This window comes from Ruegeria profundi (genome assembly GCF_001507545.1).
In the GTDB taxonomy this organism is placed as follows: Bacteria; Pseudomonadota; Alphaproteobacteria; order Rhodobacterales; family Rhodobacteraceae; genus Ruegeria; species Ruegeria profundi.
The window spans coordinates 60,875-79,517 of record NZ_LQBP01000003.1; the positions used below are offsets into that span (position 1 = coordinate 60,875).

Consider the following 18,643-nt stretch of genomic DNA (forward strand, 5'->3'; position numbering starts at 1 on the left):
GACGAGACGGCGCGAAAGGACTTCTGAGCCTCACAGATGACATAGAACCGCCGCCCGGGATTCCCGTTGCCCGAGGTGCTGGGACGGGTCGCATCCTTGGCAAGATAGCAGGGGTTTCGTACTTTGCCCTGCCGCAGCTTTTCCCGATACAGCTCACGTGCCCTTTGCAGGACGATTGGCGCGATTTGGCCATCCCCTGTGCCGATATGCTTTTGCAACCAGTTGGGAATTTCTGACGACAACGCATCGACGCGATCGGGCAGGGACCCTGCCGAGAGCGCAAGTGTTGTGACGGTGACAACAAGACGGAGTGAATTCGGTAGCAACGGGACGTCTCCTGCCGAAATGCCTATGACGCAAGTCTACCACAGATTGCGGGGGTACGGATGACCGATCGGCAAATGATCGCGGCTATCTGTTGCCACAATACCCATCTTTCGCACGCACCCATGCTTCCCCGTTTCTGGACGGATTGACCGTGTTGTTTTGTTGGCGGCTGGACATCGGGGGGAAAGCCACCACATCTGAGCCATGATCGCGCGCCGCTCATTCCTGATAGCTTCCACAACCGCTCTGGCTGCGCCCGTTTTTGCGCAAGGGCGGAGTGCCTTGCTTGCTGATGCAATGCAGAACCTGCCGCAGTTGCATTCGCTTCAGATCCAGCGAGCGGGTGAGGTTGTTTTTGCAAAGGCTCAAAAAGGGCCGGGTCTTGATCGTCTGGCCAACATAAAGTCCTATTCAAAAAGCGTTGTGGCCCTTTTGCTGGGAACTGCGATCCACAGGCGGGAGATCTCATCGGTCGATGCCAGTTTGCAAGAGGTTGCGCCTCGGTTACTGCCCGCAAATGCGACCCCCGGTGCGGAAGACATCACGATGGAGGATCTGGTGACCCTGCGGGCAGGTCTGGAAAGAACATCGGGTGGGAACTACGGGGAATGGATCAGTTCTTCGAACTGGATCGCCGACGCGCTGAGCAGGCCCATGGTCGCCACTCCGGGCGGGCAGATGCTCTATTCCACTGGTTCCACACATGTGCTTGGCGCCGCATTGACCGAGGCCACGGGGAAAAGCCTTTTGACCTTGTCGCGTGAACGACTGGGCGGGCCGCTCGATATTGAGATCCCAGCCTGGACGCGCGATCCGCAAGGGTATTATCTCGGCGGCAATGAAATGGCGATAACACCAAGATCAATGTTGAAAATCGCGGTTTTGCTTCGGGATCGCGGTGTGTATGCCAACAAACAGGTCATTCCCGAAAACTGGATCGCGGCCTCGATGAAACCTTATGGCAGATCAGCATTTTCTGGTTTGGGTTACGGGTATGGTTGGTTTCTTTTGCCTTCAGGTTATGCTTTGGCCCGAGGGTACGGAGGGCAGATCATAGCTGCCCACCCGGATCGCAAGCTTGCCGTGGCGATCACATCCGATCCGACGCGCCCGGCGCGGTCAGGCGGGTACTTTGGCGATCTGATCCGGTTGCTGGATGGTCCGATCCTGAACATGGCATGATGGACTGTGGGCGCGCGCTGTGCCAACGGTTTAGGCTTGGTGGTGCACGATGATCTGAAATCCCTCATCATCGGTCGGGGCGACAAAGTGACTGCATAGCTCATCAAATTGCGCGTCCGTCAGTTGAAAAGGATGCTCACCGGCGTCGTTGCGCTTCCGCAGCCTTGCTTTGCAGGTTTCGTCTGCAACGTCGAGATAGTGTAACTCACCGATCGCGTTTGCGCTTTTGGCAAGACCCTGCATCCACGCGCGCGCTTTGAGTGTGTTTGCCGGATAGTCCAAAACCACAGATGTTCCTGCCCTGAGAAGCGAGATGATATGCGGCCCCATGATATCGCGCAGTTTTCCAGAGCACCGAACATAGTCCGAGATCGCCGACATCTGATCCGAAAACAAAGCAGCCAACCACGCGTCTTCTGCGATGACAACAGTGCGGTCTGACCCGGCCAGCCGATGGGCAAGCGTTGATTTTCCGGACGCAGGTTTACCGCAAAAGAGAAAGAGCTTGGACGCGGCTTCGGTCATTTTACTACTCGGTTGAAAACTATGTCGGTCCTGAAAATTGCTAAACGCACAGCGGTGGTCAATACTCCAGCGTCTGGGTGTCAAGGTCTGAACGGCCCAATCGATGCTGGGCGTCAGATCAGTTCAGAAAGCCTGTGCCCGCTTTCGCTGCAACTTCAACGACGCGGCGATCGCCAGATCGAATGCAGTGTATAGGAAGTCCGCCGTCAAGTTCGGGCATCGCCGAGGTCAACCAAAAGGCACGTTGCCATTGCGTCATTTCAGGGGGCAGTGCTTTCAGCACCTCTTGCATTAAAGGAAGCGGGGTTCCATCCGCGTCAAACTGGAACGATGGATATGCGTCGGCACCATCGTAGGGTACAGAGAAGATTTTCCCGGTGCGCTTCCAGATGTCGCCTATGCGCGTGATCTGCCACGACCCTTTTTTCCACTGTGCGTGCACTGCGCCCCTGTCCAGCAATGGGAACTTTTCGGCAAATTCGGTCTTTTGGATGTCTGCTACAGCACAAAACTGGTCGTTGAACTTGGCTAAGTACATCTTCTACCCACAACACTTTTTACAAACACATAAAATAATACTGCCAGAAATATGCCTTCCGTAAAGTAAAGTATTTCACACGTCAGGTTATTTGATTGGCGGAAGATGAAGAATATGCTCTAAAGTACAGATTTAAAAAGTTTATTTTAACAGCGCGTGATCTTTTTAACCCCGAGCGTACTGGCTTCATCTGTTACTTTGTCGGCAATCAGGTCGATAATCATTGCAAGAACAGCGTATTGATCACACATCTACAAGCGAGCCGGCGGAGGTTTGCGTTACATGGGTTACACGAAGACTGCGATATTGATGGCCGCAATGACGGCCTTGTTCATGGGGCTGGGATACCTGCTTGCCGGGTTTGGCGGCATGCTGTTTGCCTTGGTGATCGCGGCTGGCATGAATGCGTTCACTTGGTGGAACTCCGATAAAATGGTCCTTCGCATGCACAATGCGCGTCTTGTTCCTGCCGGTGATCCGATGGGATTATCGCAGATGGTCGAAGGTCTGGCAAAAAGCGCAGGAATGCCCACGCCTGCCGTCTACTTGATCGATACCCCTCAGCCCAATGCATTTGCCACGGGGCGCAACCCCCATAACGCAGCCGTAGCGGTGACCGCGGGTTTGTTGCAGACCCTTTCGAGGGATGAGTTGGCGGGCGTCGTCGCGCATGAGTTGGCGCATATCAAAAACCATGACACCGCGATCATGACGGTGACTGCGACATTTGCGGGTGCGATCACAATGCTGGCAAACTTCGCCTTGTTCTTTGGGGGCCGCAGAGACAGCGCGCTTGGGTTGGTAGGGACACTTGCGCTGATGATCCTGGCTCCGTTTGCTGCTGGATTGGTGCAGATGGCGATCAGCCGAACCAGAGAATATGCTGCCGACCGTATTGGAGCCGAGATTTGCGGCCAGCCCTTGGCGCTCGCGTCTGCGCTTGAGCGGATCCAGAGAGGTGCCGCGCGTATCGACAATGACACGGCCGAACGTAACCCCGCGACTGCGCATATGTTTATTATCAATCCCCTACACGTGCACACCCGAGACAAGCTGTTTTCAACGCACCCGTCGACGGCAAACCGCATTGCGGCGTTGAGAAAACTCGCGCAACAGTCCAGCCCATCCCACTCTGGGCGCGCGAATGCTGGGGGAGAGTCGCCGCAAGATCGTGGGCCTTGGGGCTAGGTGACACCGGTCAAAAGTCTTAACGCGTGCAAACCCGGTTGGCATAACGGTTTCTTTCGTGCGGGATACGTCAATAAAACTCTACGCTAGGGCCGTACCGACAAATCAAGCAGGGTGCGTGGTAGAAACGATGGGCTACACGCGTCGGGTCCGGGCGATAAATGCCTTAGTCAGAGTGTTCCCTGAGAAAAGGCCCGATTTCCTGAAAGAACTCATCAAATCCCGGATGGCCGCGGATCATGCAGTGATTGGCGCCCGGTAGCTCAACAAATGCTGCGGCCGGGATTTCACGGGCTGTTGCCCGCCCTTTACTTATAGGGGCGGCCAGATCGCCTTTTACATGGAGAACCAGTGTTGGAATTTGCAGGCTTTGCGCGTCCGGACGCGCATCCACATAGGCGTTCATTTCCATAATCCGCAAGGCTGTTTCCGGGCTTGCCGAGATACGTTGCATTTCATCAAAGCTTGCGCCTTCTTCCGGGGTGGCGTCAGGCATGTAGCAGGATGTAAAGAAGTGACGGTACAATGGGCTCGGTGATCCCCAGCCCGCCGACACCATGGCGCGCGATGCTTCATAAAACTGTTCGGCCTCTGCGTCCCCTCGCAGCATGCGCCCCCGGACGTAACCACCCAGCAAGACAAGAAATTTCACACGATCCGGGTATCTTGCTGCAAAGCGAATCGAGAAAGCAGCGCCTTGGCTGATGCCAAGCAGGCCAAAACGACCAAGCCCCGCAGCATCGGCCACGGCCACCATGTCATCAATCATTCTGTCTTCTGAAATGTCATCAACATCCCAGTCTGAAAGCCCGTTGCCGCGTTGATCAAACCGAACCAATTGGCACTTTTGCGACGTTTCTGAAAGAAAGTCCCCCCAGACCGGGCTGGTCCACTCATACTCGATATGATTGAGCCAGTTTGGGGCTTTCAGTACAGGCGTGCCTTCTCCGGTGGATGCCCATGCAAGATTTGTGCCATCTGCCGATTTGCAGAACCTGACGCGTTGTTGCAGCGAAATATCAGGAGCCGTTCGCACCGGACCGGACTGGGGAGACCAATGCCAAGCTCGAATGGGGCGGCTGATGTTCTTGACACGTTGCCCGCCCATGTCGCGGAAAGGGGCGTCGACCCGATCCTGTACCGCCTGATGAACGATGTCCGAGACACATACCCCACCGGGTTCTGCCAAACCTTCCAGCCGCGCGGCGACGTTCACTCCGTCTCCGAAAATGTCGCCTTCGTCGAAGATGACGTCGCCAAGATTAATACCGACCCGAAAACGAATTCTCTGATCGGCTTCCAGTTCGGTTTCCCTCAGGCTCATCGCCTGCTGGATTTTTACAGCGCATTGTACCGCATCCTGAACCGACTCGAACGTGGCCAGCATGCCGTCTCCGGTCGTTTTGATGATGCTTCCCCGACGGCGGTTTATTTCCGGGTCGATTAGCTCGCGCCGATATTTCTTTTGGCGCGATAGCACCCCTATCTCGTCCAGTTCCATCAGGCGGGCGTATCCGACCATATCGGCGGCCAGAACAGCCGAGAGGCGTTGTTCCATGGCAATCCCCCTCTGCGTCAGTCATCGGTTGGCCGTCGGTTCGTATCCGTCCGCGGCACGTGCGCAGTCTTGCGGTTAGTATAGCTGGAAATTGAGAGGCAGTAGGAATGATATCAACAGATGAGTATTCCGAACGCCCTTTGAGGCTCGGGCATCGGATTGGTTGCCTTTAAAATCACTCGAATTGGATGATGACGGCCTCGAAGTCTTCGTCGCTCGTGACCTTGGTATGGTGGCCTTTCCCGAATTTGTCTTCCATTTGCCAAACGTCGCCAGGGCCAATGTCTCGGTAGTTTCCGTCGCTCGCGGTTACGCGGATTGTGCCCGCCAGGCACACCAAGCGTTGCGCCACTGGTGTTGGGTGGATGGGTTCGTTCCATCCTGACCGAAGTCTCAGAAACATGGTTTGTCTAACGTACTCCGGCTTGGAAATCTCGATCGCCTGAGCAGGTGGCGCAAAACTGCGTTCTTCAACTTCGACGTTGATATCGTCCCAGTGGCTTTCGCCGTCAGGGTCAGCGTAGAGTTTGAGGTACTGCACGGTCAATTTCCTTTCTGGCGGACAGCTTGTTCGAAACTTGGCTTGATACCGGAATGGTCGCGATCTTACAGCTGAGAACCGATTGGAAGAATGCTTAGAAAGCCGGCGACTATGTGATCCCAAGCGGACCCCGTTGGCTCAGAGTCATATTCAAGGATTGAGCCGTCTTCGCCCTGTGTCCGCCACTTAAGCTGACCTGCGTTCTCAAGTGTCACTTCATAAGTGTAAGCGGGTAGTGCTTCGTCCAAAGCACCGAGTGTCTGAACCGTCAATGTGGGTGAGTCGATCAGTATGCCCATTTCAGTATTTATGTTGACTGAACGCGGGTCCCAATTGAACGACCCGACAAACAGATAGCGGTCATCGACGGCAAAGGCCTTGGAATGAAGACCAGAGCGGGACTGACCCCAATTGATGCCCCGGCGTTGAACCTGGTACGCATCAGGCCGTAATTCATACAGCTCAACCCCGCCCCGCAACAGCGCCCGGCGTTTCTTGGCGTAGTGTGCATAGACCGGCGCGACGTCGTTCGATGCCAACGAGTTTGTGACAACCTTGACGTCGACGCCGCGATTTTCCAGTTCGGTCATCCATTTCACACCCTTGTTGCGCGGCACGAAATAGGCTGACACGATGTGCACTTCGTTTTCGGCGTTTTCGAAATATGGAAGGAGCTGTGAGGCCAGAATAGGGTCTGACCCCTCAACTCCGGCGGCTTTGGACGGCGGATCCGCGTACAATTTTGCTGGCACCCAGTCCAATGACAAAGCGCCGTGTGCGAAATTTTCTTCGGCCGACCGTCTGAGGGCCGCGCCGTATTCGGTTTTTTTCGCATCTTCCACAAGCTCGTTCAGCCGATCACGCGCATCGCTCAGGGTGAACTCTTTGGGGTCTTCAATCACGGCACGGGCAGGAACGGCAAATTCACTGTTCCAGTAGGCGTCAAAGCTTGTTGAGACATCCGTCACCACCGGCCCTGCGGCGAGTACGTCAAGATCGGCATAGTTCATTTCTTCCCTGGCCAGGAAATACTCGGCCCCGATGTTCCGCCCGCCGACAATCGTAAATGTATTGTCGGCAGTCATCGATTTATTGTGCATTCTGCGATTGATGCGTTTGAAATCCGTCAGACCTGCGATGACAAGACTTTGATCACGCCAGAATGGGTTGAATAGTCGGATTTCGATGTTTTCGTGATGATCCAGCGCGGCTGTCATCGCGTCATAGCTGGACGTGTCCATGTCATCCACAAGCAACCGCACGCGCACGCCGCGATCCGCAGCCTGTAAAAGACTGGCTGCAAAAAGATGGCCCGTCGGGTCGTTGTGCAAAAGGTAGTATTGCGCGTCAATCGTCTGCTCTGCCGCAGCGGCTAACAACAGCCGCGAGACAAGCGCCTGCTCTCCGTCATTTATCAGTCGGACGCCCGAGCGCCCGTCTTTCGGATCACCCAACCGTCTGGCTGCCCGCGCAAGAGTAGTGTTCGAACTTGCAGGAACCGACGCCGTCACTGTCTTTTCATATGTGCGCGTTTTCGGGGCACAAGCGACAAGAACCAGCGTGCAACACAAACAAACCACGTTCGTCCATGGTTTCATCGATATCCTCCAACTGCCATTTCCAGATGACAACGTCTGGGGGCAATATTGCAAGTTTGTTCTCTCCCCTTGGCGGTTCTTTCCTAAGATGGTGTGATGTCGGTTCAGTTTACCGGGTAGCGCCTTGGCCTGTTCGTCGCGACTGGACCCGAAGAAAACAACCCGGTGCCGCTCTTTTTGAGTATTCGGCAGACCTAGATTTTTACGTTTCGCACTATTCAGGCAAGTTCCGTGTTGACGCTTGGGAAACCCGGACCACCTTTTAGCGTTGATCGGTGGGAGCGTCTGGAATGTTCACAAGGGTCCTTTTTGTTTCGATCTTCGCGCTGTCCGGTCCGGTCACGGCATTGGAACTTCGCGAAACTGGCCGGTATCAACTAAACCACCCGGCCAGCCTGGATTATGATCCAACCTTTTGCGGATTGTGGATTGCGAACGAGGGCCCCGAGGCCGTTCTTGTAACACTTCAAGGCGAAGAGCTGCGGCGTATCTCAAGCGATCTTTTCAGGATCAAGGCAATAGCCATTGAAGGGGATCACCTGTTGCTTGGCGACGGCTTCGGCGGTCTTCAGCGCGTGACGAAAGATGGAACACCTCTAGGAGCGCCCTTTGAGCTTGAGGGTGGTTATGCTGACACCGAAGGCATTGCGATTAATGCCAAAGGCCAGATTGTCACTGTCGAGGATGACCCCGAGCGGCTGTCTTGGTTCGATACAGATGGAAAACTGGCGGCGCGACTGAATACGATGGAGCTTTCTCCGCCACTGACCGAGGCGCAGGGCATCGCGATCGATCCCCGCACCGGACATATGCTGATTGTCGATGACTGGGAAGGATCGAACAGCCTTTATGAATTCACGGCAGAGGGTCAGCTTCTTGCGCAGGCAAGCCTGCTGGAATTCGGTACCGACCCCGAAGGTATTGCAATTCGTCCCGGCTCGAACCAGTTGTTTGTCGCCTTTGACGGCGGTGCGAAGATTGTGACGTTTGACTATACGCCCACATTGCCGGACGGCGCGCCGCCGCTTTCACCGGGTGCAGACTGCATGATGTTTTAGAATGAACGCCCGACGGTCGATGTCGCATTGGTGAGCGGTTTTAAGTCCAAGGTCAGTGCGAATTGCAGACGTAGATCGCTGCATGAGCATCGCCTTAGGTACTGTGCCCGCAACAAATACCTGACGTAAAAGCAAAGGGCAGGGAGCTTAAATAATGGCCCGTTGCGACCAGCCACCCGAGTGCCGTAACAATCGCGACCTCCTTGGCAGCAAAGGCCTTAGTTTTGACAGGCTCGATTTCACCCCATTGACCGAACACGTGACACAAAAAGGTCGGGTGCTTCTTCGTGGGCCAGGTGCCCTAGGTCGGCAAGTTTGGTCAGGTTCGAATTCGGCATGGTCTTTTGCAAGTTGGCCGTCGTTTCCGGCGGAACCGCCCGATCGTTCAAGCCTACAATAATTTCAATGGGTGTCTGCGATCTCGACATGCAGTGTTTGAAGTCTCTCAACGACCATTGCGCCATCATGAACAATGCTCCCTGAACATGGCGGCGGTTCTTCAACAAACGCGCATAAAGCGCCAGTTGCTCGGCGGGGATTGTTGATCCGGTCGATGCAATAAGGCGCTGGGCGCGCGCAAGCGCGTCAGGTCCACGGGTAAACAGCCACGGCGTCAGCGGGTTCACCGCCAAAGATTTTGCTATAATCGGAAAGAGAATACCCGCCAGCCCATCAAAATCGCTGAATGCCGGGTTTATCGCCAGAATTGACGGCTTGCCATGTGTTGTCAGGTGTTGTTCACAAAGCTGCAAAGCGATTGCCGCCCCGGCAGAATGCGCAGCGATCTTGGTCGGCTGCCAGTTTTCCTGCGTACACAAGGCGGCAATATCTTCGGCCATTGTCTCAAGGCCGCTGCGATTGTTGGCGCCCATGACGGTAAAACCATGGCCCGGCAAATCGATCGCAACCACGTGGTGATCCTCGGCAAGGTCGGTCATCATCGCGTTCCAGCTATGCGTCGATGCGCCCGCGCCGTGTAAGAACAGCAGCGTTGGTCCTTCGCCGTGTTCCTGCACGTGCCAGCGATGCGGGGCGCAGACCACACGCTTTGACCATGCGTGATGGGGCCAGGTTGGAAGGTCGCGCTGCCAGTCCATCGCCTAGGTATTCACCGCCGTTTCTATGGCTTGCGTCATACCCGCAGCCGAGGACCGGGGCAGGGCGATATGATCCGCGCCCAAGCGCTGAGCAAGATTTTGCAGCGGTTTCTGGGGGCGTATGGCAGTGTCGAGAACGACGCTTCGAACCTTGGAGGCGCGCAGCCAATCGGCAGTAAGCTCTGCGTCCTCGGCTGCCTTATTCCGGTCGCGCTGGCCGTCCAGCGCCACATTCGCCCGCCCGTCCGTCAGAAGGATCACGGTCGGGGTCATACCACGCTTCAGGGCGCTGCCCGCCATAAGCCCCGCGCAGTGCAGCCCATCGGCCAGTGGTGTCGCCCCGCCGCCGGGAAGAGCGGCCAGCCGCCGTTTGGCCAGAACAAGGGACCTGTTGGGCGGAAGCAGAATATCAGCTGACGAATTCCGGAACCCGATCAATGCGACGTGATCGCGATGCGAATAAGCCCGCGCCAACAGATGTTCGACCGCGCCCTTGGCCTCGTTCAGGCGGGCCCGCGCAGCAGAGCCTGAGGCATCGACAAGGAATATCAGCAGCCGCTCGGTCTGTGTTTCGAACCGTTTGAGGCAAATATCGCTTGGCAGGACGCTGATCCGGCCTTGCGTTGCACGGCGGAGTTTTTGCCACGGGGCCGCCATGCGCAGCGTGGCGATCAGATCGACGCGGCTGCGCCCGTCTGGCCTGCGGCGGCGAGGGGCGATGGGTCTGCCCCGTTGCCGCGCGATCCGTGAATCGCCCGCCCCGGTTCCGGTTGCCGTGGTGCGCTGCGCAAGGGCGCTCGGCAGAATACCATCCGGCAGGGCCATCCGTACGGCCTCGACCAGAACATCCTGATCAGGCATCCCTTTATTGTTCGTGGAAGGCTCGGGCGGTTCTGCCGCTTGTTCCTCTGGCTCCGGCTCAGATGTCGGCAAGCAAGTTGCGCGGTGTGAAAGCACCAACATCGCCGCGATTTCCAAGTCTTCGATGGACAGGGATAACCTGCCATTAAGGGCCGCGTTGCACCGCGCGGCCCGTAGGGCAAAGTATGGCGCGCGCAGGCTGTCGATGCCCAACCGGGTCGACAACTGAACCAGCGTCGAGATGTCCTCTGCCGATGTCTGGACCATCGGCAACGCAGCGCGGGCCGCCATCAATTTGTCAGTGCCAAGATCCCGAGGCTCAGTGATGCGAAGATCGGTCAGATCGATACGAAACGCCACACGGTCTGAGAGGGCAAGGGGCAACGTCTCGTCAGGGTCTGCGCCTTCGTCAAAGGCGACCAGGCAGGACTGTCCCGCATCAAGCTGTGCAGCCAGTTTTGCCGCCAATTCAGCAGGGCAGCGCTCAGCCATACTCAGGTGATAGGCGGATGGTTTGGTCAGCAGACCGGGGCGATAGACTGGCCGACCACAGGACAAGGTTGCCGCAAAATCCATAGAGGCAAACAGTTCGGCATCGGACAGTGACCTGTGCAGCCGCTGCTTTGGCAGGCCCAGGTCCGGCATGGCTGCAACAAACATATCGCGCGCAGGACCTGCGCGGGCCCGCAAGACAAGCCCGCCCAGTCCCACCGGATCAACGGCAAACAGGCGCAGCGTTTGCCAGACTTGCGCCCAGGGGTCGGGCATGGATGTCATGCAAGAACCTCATCCAGCGCACGCCGAACACGGGAGACCGAGCCGGCCTCATCCATCGGATCGCGGCGTAGCCGATGAGCTAACGCAATCGGCGCGATGCGGCGGATATGGCGGCGCGTGACCGAGGCCGCGCCTTCGTAAGCCGCCAGTGCACGGCAGGCGCGCAGCAAGGTCAGCTCTCCGCGCAGGCCGTCCGATCCAAGCGCGATGCACAGTTCAGCACAGTCGCGCAGTTCTCTTTTGCGGACCTTGATATCAGGTAAAATGTCGCGAGCTGTCAGGATCGCGCCGCGGACGCGGGTATCCTCGCGGTGCCATTTCTTCAGGAACTTGTCTGGCTGCATCTCGAACGCGTCGCGGCGTTGCACGACCTCGACCCGCTGATCGATATCGTCGGGGGATCGCACCTCGACCGATAATCCGAATCGGTCCAGCAATTGCGGACGCAGTTCGCCTTCCTCGGGGTTGCCTGACCCGACCAGCACGAAACGGGCAGGATGGCGGATCGAAAGCCCCTCGCGTTCGACCACGTTTTCGCCGGTTTGTGCGACATCCAACAACAGGTCAACAAGATGATCCTCCAGCAGATTTACCTCGTCTATGTAAAGATATCCCCGATTTGCCTGCGCAAGCAGTCCCGGCTGAAATGCCTTTTCACCGTTCACAAGGGCCCGTTCGATATCCAGCGCGCCGGTCACCCGATCCTCGGTCGCACCCAGTGGCAGATCGACGACCGGGGTCGGGTATTCATGAATTTCGGCGTTCTCTGGCAGCTCAACCCAGTCCGGACAAGCCGCGCGAGTTGCGGACTGAACCGGGCATCCTTCGACGGCTGAGATGGGCGGCAAAAGCGCAGCCAACGCGCGAACAGCGGTGGATTTGCCGGTGCCCCTGTCGCCAAAGACAAGGACACCGCCCAGTTTTGGATCAATCGCGGTCAGGATCATGGCGAGCTTCATCTGATCCTGACCAACAATTGCGGAGAATGGAAACGCGTGCGTCATCTGTTGTCCTGACCCTCCTTCAAGACCACGGGGTGCTTCCCTTCCCAGTGGCCCGTTTCATTTATCACGTCGAACCTTGCGTAGAGCTCTTCGCGGAACCAATTGCCTTCGCGCACCGCCTTGACGGCCTCGGAATGGGGGCCGGGATTGCGGGCGAATGCGGCCATCGATCCGGTATCCGGCCAGATCGAGAATGTGATTTGATGAAAAAACGGAACTTCCCCCAAGCCGACCTTCATCAAAACGTCCGAGTTAACGCCGATCATCTGGCTAATGTCCGGCACGCGGCGCCAGAACCGCAGAAGAATACGGGGTTTCAGTGTCGCGCGCGTCAGTGCTGCGGTCAGCGGGCCAGTGGGGTCGGGGTCTTCGACATGGAACGGATTGCGTCCCGACCATGCGCCCCGCGATGAGGTCGGGCGCAGATAGACTGTCCAGTGTTCGCTGGCATTTGCCCGATACCAGGAAAAGGGGCGCGCGGTCTGCAGCGTGTTTCGCGCGCTTTGTTCGTCCGCCCAGACGCATAGTATGGCCCAGACCGCCGTATTCGGGCGCGGAGTGAACCCTTCGCCGGTGCCGGAGCCGCAGAGTTTCCAGAACTCCAACCCACAAAGGCGCGACAGCGGCCAGCGCGCCAGCCCCATCATAGCAAAGGCGCTGAAACGGCGGGCAAAGCCGTCGAAACGGAACAGGCTCAGGGTTGCGACTTGAATGATCGAACCTCCATAGTGTCAGTTTAGATTGACATAACGGCGTCAAAATCGGAAGACTCTTCTATGAATGTGTCAATTTAAGTGAACAGATTGGAACGTTAAGGCATGACTCGCCTAGATCCGCAGTTGGTGAATGATGCGACCCCGGTTGGGGATGCGCGCTCGCACGCTGTGGTGATTGGTGCCGGTCTGGGTGGTCTGGCTGCGGCAATGCGGCTGGGGGCCAAAGGGTATCGCGTTACTGTTCTGGATCGGCTGGATATGCCCGGCGGGCGGGGTTCGGCCCTTTGGCGCGACGGCCACCGGTTTGATCTGGGGCCCACCATCGTAACGGTGCCCCAGGTGTTTCGGGATCTTTGGGCAGGCTGCAATCGGGACTTCGACAAGGATGTCGAACTGATCGCGTTGGACCCGTTCTATGAAATCCGATGGCCGGACGGATCAAGTTTCGCGGCCCGCCAAGACCCAAACGCGATGGAGGCAGAGGTCGCAAGGCTGTCTCCGGACGATGTATCGGGCTTGCGACAGTTCCTGAAGGAAAGCGAGGCGCGGTATCGCTTTGGGTTCGAGGATTTGGGCCGTCGCCCGATGAACCGGTTAGGTGACCTGATCAAGGTTTTGCCGACCTTTGCCCGCATGCGCGCAGATCGTTCAGTCTATGCCCACGCATCACGGCGTTTCAAAGACCCGCGTTTGCGAATGGCCTTCAGCTTTCACCCATTATTCATTGGCGGAGATCCGACGCAGGTGACGTCGATGTATATTCTGGTCAGTCATCTGGAAAAGGCGTTCGGCGTCCACTACGCCATTGGCGGTGTCGCCGCGATTGCCGAGGCGATGCGCAACGTCATTGCTGCGCAAGGCGGGTTGGTGCGTCAGAATGCCGAAGTGGATGAGATTTTGCTCTCGGAAGGTGCAGCCAAGGGCGTTCGGCTTTCGAATGCCGAGGTCATACCGGCCGACGTTGTTGTTTCAAACGCCGATCCGGGGCACACCTATTCCACGCTGCTGCGCAATGCGCCGCGCAAAAGGTGGACGGACGTAAAGCTCACGCGGACACGGTGGTCCATGGGCCTGTTCGTTTGGTACTTCGGCACCCGGGGTACCCGCGATCTGTGGCCGGATGTAGGGCATCATACGATCCTGAACGGGCCGCGCTATCGCGGGTTGATCCGGGATATTTTCCAGCAAGGACATATGGCTGACGACATGAGCCTTTATGTCCATCGACCATCGGTCACTGATCCTACCGCCGCGCCGGATGGCGATGATACCTTCTATGCCCTCAGCCCTGTGCCGCATTTGGGGCATGACAATCCGGTTGATTGGGCCGAGCACGCCGAAACTTACCGGCAGCGGGTTCAATCCGTGCTGGAGGATCAACTGTTGCCGGGGTTGGACCGGCATTTGACCGCATCCGAAGTCTTTACGCCCGATACGTTCCGCGACCGGTATCTTTCACCTTTGGGCTGTGGGTTCTCGATCGAACCCCGTATCCTGCAGAGCGCGTGGTTTCGCCCCCATAACGTGAGTGAAGAAGCCAAGGGGCTTTATCTGGTAGGTGCTGGAACGCATCCCGGAGCCGGGCTTCCCGGCGTGATCAGCAGTGCCGAGGTGCTGGCGAAACTGGTTCCCGATCCTGTGAGGGCGCCATGATTGATCCGCAAGACATGCAGTTCTGCCGGGATGCGATCCGGCATGGCTCGTTATCGTTTCACGCGGCGTCCCGACTTCTGCCACGCTCGGTTCGTGATCCAGCGTTGGCGCTCTATGCCTTCTGCCGGTTGGCTGATGATGAGGTCGACCTGAAAACGGAAAAAGCGGCTGCGGTTCTGATGCTGAAAGAACGGCTTGAGATGGTTTACGCCGGTCGCCCACGCAATGCTGCACCGGACCGGGCGTTTGCATCCCTGGTCGAGGATTTCGACATGCCCCGCGCCTTGCCCGAAGCCTTGTTGGAGGGTCTGGCATGGGATGCGATGGAACGGCGTTACGACGATCTACCCGAACTGATCGCATATTCCGCCCGTGTCGCCAGCGCGGTCGGGGTCATGATGTCGGTGCTGATGGGCGAGAGAAACGCGGATGCCTTGGCGCGTGCCTGCGATCTGGGCGTAGCGATGCAGTTGACCAATATTGCCCGAGACATAGGCGAAGACGCGCGGGAAAACCGGCTCTACTTGCCGCTGGGCTGGTTGCAGCAAGAGGGTGTCGATCCCGATGAGTTCTTGGCGAACCCGCGTGCCGAACCGGGCATACGCATCTGCGTCTCGCGTTTGCTCAGACATGCGCAACATTTGTATCAACGGTCCGAGGCTGGAATTGCCGAACTGCCTTTGCAGTGCCGTCCCGGTATCTACGCGGCCAGGTTTGTTTATGCCGGGATTGGCGGCCAAATACGAAGGTCTGGCTTTGAAAGCGTGTCTCAGCGCGCGCGGACGGGGAAAGGTCAAAAACTCGGCTGGTTGGCGTGGTCTCTGTGGCGCACGGCGTTCAGCATGGTTGCACCCCATTCGCCACGGCTTTACGCTCGACCCTTGCCTGAAACCGCGTTTTTGGTCGATGCAGCCGCGCAGGACCGCCACGCGCAAACGGATTGGAGCGATACGTTGTACACCGCCTTCGCACAACTGCAGACGCAGGAACACGCCCGGCGGCGGCGTATGATGGCGTCTGTTCGGACCCATCTGCAATGATGTTCGCGCTGTATTTCGTAATTTTCTTTGCGGCATGTATGGCCGCGGGCGCCACTGGGGGAATGTTCCCCCCGGGAAAGTGGTATCGTGACCTGAACAAGCCGTCTTGGACGCCGCCAGACTGGCTGTTTCCTGTGGCTTGGACCTCGCTTTACGTCTGTATGTCCTGGGCGGGCGCGCGCGCAGCGGTGCAGGGCGATGCAAGCCTCGCGCTGGCGCTGTGGGGGCTTCAGATCGCGATCAACACACTTTGGACCCCGGTGTTTTTTGGGCTGCGACGTCTACGCGCCGGGATGGTGGTGCTTAGCGCGCTTTGGGTCTCTGTCGCGGCGACCATGGTGGCGTTGTGGTCTGTCGACACTTTTGCGGGCCTCCTGTTTGTGCCCTACCTGATGTGGGTTAGCGTGGCCGCAGCGCTGAATTGGTCGGTTTTGCAGCTGAATCCCGAGGTCGCAAATAACCCGCCCGAAATCGAAACCTAAAATCGCCAGCTTGGGCGGCGCGGTACCCGGACCGCAAGCATGGGTTTCAACAAAGGTGACCGAAACCGGCGCAAATCCAGCGCCTCATACACACCGGTTGTTTCCTCTCCACCCAGTTGGGTTTGCACCATTGCACGAGAGTAAAACGGTGCGTCGAGCATGTTCATGACCTGTTTGGGACGATAACCGGTATCGGCCCGCGTTTCGCGCCGCACAGCCCACAAGCTGCGTTTCAAGCGCGTTTTGGGTTGCAACGCGGCGATTTCATGCTGGCCATCTTCACCAAAAAACACAGCACTGTTCAGCACGCTGCCATCCAGTCGTTCCGCGTCATAAAAGCAGGTGCTGCCACCTTTGGTTGGAAAACGCCCCCAACTCCATGTACTGAAATCCTCTTCCAGCGCTCTCGTTCCGAAATTCGCGTCGAAATAGCCATGTCCGCTCCACTTCCAGCCGCGGGCCGCAAGGTCGACATCTATGTGCGCAGTCGGGGCAAACGGGCGCCAGATATGGGCGGCGTCTTCGGTCAGCGGCATTTCAACTGCGGTTAACCCCGTTGGCCTTAATGTGACGCGCCCGCGCACCGGAGTGATCAATGGGGGCGCGCCCATCTCGTTGATATCAATTATCAGGTGGTTGCCGTCCCATCGCATCGACGACGGGCCAACGGTGATGCAGTCGCGCGCCTGCCGTAGCGCTGATCGCCCCCGATCCGTCATGGTAAAACGCCCGCCCGGACCATAGGTCGCTACATTGATGCAGACATGGTTTTGCGGGTCCTTCCGCCCGGACCACCGATACCACGGAGAAAAAACCGAACCGATAAAAGCTATGATCGAGATTGCCCGTGTCTGATCCTCGCTGATTCCGTCGACATACCACCACGCATATCCGTTTGGCGGGACGCCAATGTCGAAATTCGGTCTTGCAAGATCGTCTCGACCGCGTGCCGGGCGGAGAGCGCAGCCATCGGCAATCCCGCCCCCGGATGCGTGCCGCCGCCCGCCAGATACAGCCCCTTGATCGGTGTCCGTGCCCGCGGGCGCTTCAGCGCCGCCATGAGTCCGTGGGGGCTCTGCCCGTAAAGCGATCCGCGACTCTCGGGGAACAGTTGCTCGAAGTCTGCTGGCCGAGTCAGAGCTGTCGGCCCCGGTTGCGGATCGAAGATCAGGCCGAACCGGCGCAGCACGTCGAATGTTCGTGTCTGACATGTCTGAAACTCCATTTCGGGCTGGGGAAAGGGGCGAAGGGGCGGGGCATTCAGGATGATCTCAAACCGCTCGGGGGTGCCGGGTTCGTGTCGCGCTTGCGGGCCGCGATCCTGAGCGCAGATATAGATCGACTGTTCCCGCGGAAAAAGCCCGGCCTGCAGCTCGTGAAACTCCTGACTGTCCGGGTTTGTGAAGAACACATTGTGATGAGAGAGGTCCAGGCCATGTGGAACGGCGTCAAAGCTCCAGACTACGGCGGAAAGGCTACGGTCGGTGGTTAGGGTTTGGGGGGCAACAGTGGCAACATCCGGCCCCAGCGCACCAGCCGCAAGGGCACGTGGATCGCCGTTAAAGATGACTAGGTTCGTCTGGATATAAGTTCCGTCATCCAGCGCTATACGGCTGATCTGACCGTCTTCGCACTCAATCGAAGCAACCGCGCTGTTATATCGAAACTGAACCCCATGCCGTTTGCAAAGCGCCTCCAGCGCCTTGGGCAGAGCTTGCATGCCCCCTTGAACGCACCAGACCCCGGCAGCTTCGGCCTGCCAGATGAGGCTGAGCAGGGCGGGCGATTGATGCGGTAATCCACCGACATAAGTCGCGTACCGACTGAATAGCTGCGCAAGGCGTCGGTCGCTGAACCGGTGAGCAAGCTGGCTGCTCAGGCTGCGTAGCGGGGCCATTGCCGGCAGTAACTTGGGGTGTCTGAGGATCGTAGCGCCAAGGCTGATCGGCGTCGGTTCAGGCGTGTTCATCATTGGTTGATCCAATGCAACGAACAGAGCTTTGGTATCCTTCTGGAACTGACGAAACTCCGCTTGTGCTTTTTGTCCGGAAAACGCGGCGATGGCCTTGCGGTTTGTTTCTGGTTTGTCGAGAAGGTCCAGTACCGACCCGTCGGGCCAGAAATGTCGCGCGATAACGGGCAGTTTGATCAGATCAAGATGGTCGTCCAACCGCTCACTCAGAGTCCTGAAAACATCGTCGAAGATATGGCGCAGGGTCAGAACGGTTGGTCCTGCGTCCACTGGCCCGCTGTCCGAGGGCAGGGTTCTGATCTTCCCGCCCGGGCTGTCGTGTTGCTCAAGAACTGTGACGTCGAACCCTGCAGCGCACAGCCGTGCGGCACTGCACAGGCCACCAATGCCCGCACCGATTACAACTGCTTGGCGCGCTTGAGGATGTGTCGGGTTCATACGGAATTGTTGACTCATGACACAATACTGTCCAGTGTAATTTACACATATGTGTAAATTTAACTTTTCATATTCACGTCAGCAAAGG

General features: G+C 57.7%; 17 protein-coding genes. 6 read left to right on the forward strand and 11 right to left on the reverse strand.

What is annotated here, in order from left to right:
- Positions 1–531 precede the first annotated feature (531 nt).
- On the forward strand, positions 532–1,509 hold the full coding sequence (locus AVO44_RS06265; protein ID WP_068334193.1) for a serine hydrolase domain-containing protein: 978 nt from the start codon (positions 532–534) through the stop codon (positions 1,507–1,509).
- Positions 1,510–1,539: 30 nt separating this feature from the next.
- Here AVO44_RS06265 and AVO44_RS06270 read toward each other — a convergent pair whose 3' ends face one another.
- Both AVO44_RS06270 and AVO44_RS06275 read right to left on the reverse strand, forming a co-directional pair.
- Positions 1,540–2,034, reverse strand: coding sequence for a P-loop nucleotide/nucleoside kinase family protein (locus AVO44_RS06270; protein WP_068334195.1), 495 nt, complete (start codon positions 2,032–2,034; stop codon positions 1,540–1,542).
- Positions 2,035–2,152: 118 nt separating this feature from the next.
- Complete coding sequence (locus AVO44_RS06275) at positions 2,153–2,572, reverse strand: hypothetical protein (protein ID WP_068334199.1); 420 nt, start codon at positions 2,570–2,572, stop codon at positions 2,153–2,155.
- Between the two features lie 282 nt (positions 2,573–2,854).
- Between AVO44_RS06275 and htpX the strand changes: the two genes are divergently transcribed.
- Positions 2,855–3,760 carry a zinc metalloprotease HtpX gene (gene htpX / locus AVO44_RS06280; RefSeq protein WP_068334201.1) on the forward strand — a complete coding sequence of 302 codons (906 nt, stop codon included), beginning with the start codon at positions 2,855–2,857 and terminating at the stop codon, positions 3,758–3,760.
- A 166-nt stretch (positions 3,761–3,926) separates the two neighbouring features.
- Here htpX and AVO44_RS06285 read toward each other — a convergent pair whose 3' ends face one another.
- From AVO44_RS06285 to AVO44_RS06295, 3 genes are all read right to left on the reverse strand, one after another.
- Positions 3,927–5,318, reverse strand: coding sequence for an alpha/beta fold hydrolase (locus tag AVO44_RS06285; protein ID WP_068334203.1), 1,392 nt, complete (start codon positions 5,316–5,318; stop codon positions 3,927–3,929).
- A gap of 175 nt (positions 5,319–5,493) precedes the next feature.
- A complete protein-coding gene (locus AVO44_RS06290) occupies positions 5,494–5,859 on the reverse strand; it encodes a cupin domain-containing protein (RefSeq protein WP_068334204.1) in 366 nt (121 codons plus the stop codon).
- 65 nt (positions 5,860–5,924) lie between these two features.
- Entirely contained in the window at positions 5,925–7,457 is a 1,533-nt protein-coding gene (locus tag AVO44_RS06295) for a phospholipase D family protein (protein WP_068334205.1), read from the reverse strand.
- A gap of 290 nt (positions 7,458–7,747) precedes the next feature.
- On the opposite strand from AVO44_RS06295, the gene AVO44_RS06300 reads away from it, so the two are divergent.
- Positions 7,748–8,515 carry an SdiA-regulated/phytase-like domain-containing protein gene (locus AVO44_RS06300; protein ID WP_068334208.1) on the forward strand — a complete coding sequence of 256 codons (768 nt, stop codon included), beginning with the start codon at positions 7,748–7,750 and terminating at the stop codon, positions 8,513–8,515.
- Positions 8,516–8,754: 239 nt separating this feature from the next.
- On the opposite strand, the gene bchO is transcribed toward AVO44_RS06300, so the two are convergent.
- The 4 genes from bchO to crtA are packed head-to-tail and all read right to left on the reverse strand — an operon-like array spanning position 8,755 to position 12,970.
- Positions 8,755–9,612: an alpha/beta fold hydrolase BchO gene (bchO, locus tag AVO44_RS06305; protein WP_068334210.1), complete on the reverse strand. Its 858-nt coding sequence runs from the start codon at positions 9,610–9,612 to the stop codon at positions 8,755–8,757.
- A gap of 3 nt (positions 9,613–9,615) precedes the next feature.
- Positions 9,616–11,250 carry a VWA domain-containing protein gene (locus AVO44_RS06310; RefSeq protein ID WP_068334212.1) on the reverse strand — a complete coding sequence of 545 codons (1,635 nt, stop codon included), beginning with the start codon at positions 11,248–11,250 and terminating at the stop codon, positions 9,616–9,618.
- Positions 11,247–12,254: a magnesium chelatase ATPase subunit I gene (gene bchI / locus AVO44_RS06315; protein WP_068334213.1), complete on the reverse strand. Its 1,008-nt coding sequence runs from the start codon at positions 12,252–12,254 to the stop codon at positions 11,247–11,249. Before bchI ends, AVO44_RS06310 begins: the two co-directional genes overlap by 4 nt.
- On the reverse strand, positions 12,251–12,970 hold the full coding sequence (gene crtA / locus AVO44_RS06320) for a spheroidene monooxygenase (RefSeq protein ID WP_068334214.1): 720 nt from the start codon (positions 12,968–12,970) through the stop codon (positions 12,251–12,253). Before crtA ends, bchI begins: the two co-directional genes overlap by 4 nt.
- Positions 12,971–13,072: 102 nt before the next feature.
- Between crtA and AVO44_RS06325 the strand changes: the two genes are divergently transcribed.
- From AVO44_RS06325 to tspO, 3 genes are read left to right on the forward strand one after another with little or no spacing between them, the layout of a single operon-like run.
- Positions 13,073–14,623, forward strand: coding sequence for a phytoene desaturase (locus AVO44_RS06325; RefSeq protein WP_068334219.1), 1,551 nt, complete (start codon positions 13,073–13,075; stop codon positions 14,621–14,623).
- Positions 14,620–15,663, forward strand: coding sequence for a 15-cis-phytoene synthase (gene crtB, locus AVO44_RS06330; protein ID WP_068334222.1), 1,044 nt, complete (start codon positions 14,620–14,622; stop codon positions 15,661–15,663). Before AVO44_RS06325 ends, crtB begins: the two co-directional genes overlap by 4 nt.
- The gene (gene tspO / locus AVO44_RS06335) at positions 15,663–16,145 is read left to right on the forward strand and encodes a tryptophan-rich sensory protein TspO (protein ID WP_068334224.1); all 483 of its coding nucleotides are present in this window, start codon (positions 15,663–15,665) and stop codon (positions 16,143–16,145) included. Before crtB ends, tspO begins: the two co-directional genes overlap by 1 nt.
- Here tspO and crtC read toward each other — a convergent pair.
- Positions 16,142–17,011: a carotenoid 1,2-hydratase gene (crtC, locus tag AVO44_RS06340; protein ID WP_082677431.1), complete on the reverse strand. Its 870-nt coding sequence runs from the start codon at positions 17,009–17,011 to the stop codon at positions 16,142–16,144. The two genes, tspO and crtC, sit on opposite strands and share 4 nt — an antisense overlap.
- A complete protein-coding gene (gene crtD / locus AVO44_RS06345; protein WP_233421944.1) occupies positions 16,975–18,573 on the reverse strand; it encodes a 1-hydroxycarotenoid 3,4-desaturase CrtD in 1,599 nt (532 codons plus the stop codon). Before crtD ends, crtC begins: the two co-directional genes overlap by 37 nt.
- Positions 18,574–18,643: the final 70 nt, after the last annotated feature.

What these genes read in the sequence shown, in the direction of transcription:
- AVO44_RS06285 (WP_068334203.1), bottom strand. Translation starts at nt 5,318, where the DNA reads ATGGAACAACGCCTCTCGGCTGTTCTGGCCGCCGATATGGTCGGATAC.
- AVO44_RS06275 (WP_068334199.1), bottom strand. Translation starts at nt 2,572, where the DNA reads ATGTACTTAGCCAAGTTCAACGACCAGTTTTGTGCTGTAGCAGACATC.
- bchI (WP_068334213.1), bottom strand. Translation starts at nt 12,254, where the DNA reads ATGACGCACGCGTTTCCATTCTCCGCAATTGTTGGTCAGGATCAGATG.
- AVO44_RS06300 (WP_068334208.1), top strand. Translation starts at nt 7,748, where the DNA reads ATGTTCACAAGGGTCCTTTTTGTTTCGATCTTCGCGCTGTCCGGTCCG.
- AVO44_RS06265 (WP_068334193.1), top strand. Translation starts at nt 532, where the DNA reads ATGATCGCGCGCCGCTCATTCCTGATAGCTTCCACAACCGCTCTGGCT.
- AVO44_RS06325 (WP_068334219.1), top strand. Translation starts at nt 13,073, where the DNA reads ATGACTCGCCTAGATCCGCAGTTGGTGAATGATGCGACCCCGGTTGGG.
- tspO (WP_068334224.1), top strand. Translation starts at nt 15,663, where the DNA reads ATGTTCGCGCTGTATTTCGTAATTTTCTTTGCGGCATGTATGGCCGCG.
- AVO44_RS06310 (WP_068334212.1), bottom strand. Translation starts at nt 11,250, where the DNA reads ATGACATCCATGCCCGACCCCTGGGCGCAAGTCTGGCAAACGCTGCGC.
- htpX (WP_068334201.1), top strand. Translation starts at nt 2,855, where the DNA reads ATGGGTTACACGAAGACTGCGATATTGATGGCCGCAATGACGGCCTTG.
- bchO (WP_068334210.1), bottom strand. Translation starts at nt 9,612, where the DNA reads ATGGACTGGCAGCGCGACCTTCCAACCTGGCCCCATCACGCATGGTCA.
- AVO44_RS06295 (WP_068334205.1), bottom strand. Translation starts at nt 7,457, where the DNA reads ATGAAACCATGGACGAACGTGGTTTGTTTGTGTTGCACGCTGGTTCTT.
- AVO44_RS06270 (WP_068334195.1), bottom strand. Translation starts at nt 2,034, where the DNA reads ATGACCGAAGCCGCGTCCAAGCTCTTTCTCTTTTGCGGTAAACCTGCG.
- crtD (WP_233421944.1), bottom strand. Translation starts at nt 18,573, where the DNA reads ATGAGTCAACAATTCCGTATGAACCCGACACATCCTCAAGCGCGCCAA.
- crtB (WP_068334222.1), top strand. Translation starts at nt 14,620, where the DNA reads ATGATTGATCCGCAAGACATGCAGTTCTGCCGGGATGCGATCCGGCAT.